This is a genomic window from Pseudoalteromonas sp. MIP2626, from assembly GCF_013414205.1.
Lineage (GTDB): Bacteria > Pseudomonadota > Gammaproteobacteria > Enterobacterales > Alteromonadaceae > Pseudoalteromonas > Pseudoalteromonas nigrifaciens.
In genome coordinates this window covers 1-459 of sequence record NZ_JAATTW010000131.1, presented here as the reverse complement: position 1 = coordinate 459, position 459 = coordinate 1, and the positions used below count along the sequence as shown (strand labels likewise).

Sequence of the window (459 nt, the reverse complement as noted above, 5' to 3'; positions counted from 1 at the left end):
CTCGTCGGGCTCATAACCCGAAGGTCGTCGGTTCAAATCCGGCTCCCGCAACCAATTTCCTTTAGGGGATTGAGGTTTCTGTAAACTCTAGCTTAAGAGTTAAAATAAAGTAGTCGATAGACTTAAAATATACAGGCGCGGGATGGAGCAGTCTGGTAGCTCGTCGGGCTCATAACCCGAAGGTCGTCGGTTCAAATCCGGCTCCCGCAACCAATTTCCTTTAGGGGATTGAGGTTACTGTAAGTGTTAGTTAAGGAAAAGCTTGTCGGTCTCAGCTCTTCATTAGCCAGCAAAGGTAGTCGTTATAAATTCGGCTCCCGCAACCAATTTTTAATTGGAAGCCAAGTTGTAATGTAAGCAACTTTAAATAAGTATGCAATTTCAGGCGCGGGATGGAGCAGTCTGGTAGCTCGTCGGGCTCATAACCCGAAGGTCGTCGGTTCAAATCCGGCTCCCGCA

The 459-nt window shown here is 47.7% G+C and carries 2 tRNA genes; both read left to right on the top strand.

From position 1 onward, the window contains the following. Positions 1 to 136: 136 nt before the first annotated feature. Positions 137 to 213 (top strand) — tRNA-Met (locus HC000_RS18375). Between the two features lie 173 nt (positions 214 to 386). Next, positions 387 to 459: transfer RNA gene (locus HC000_RS18370), tRNA-Met, on the top strand.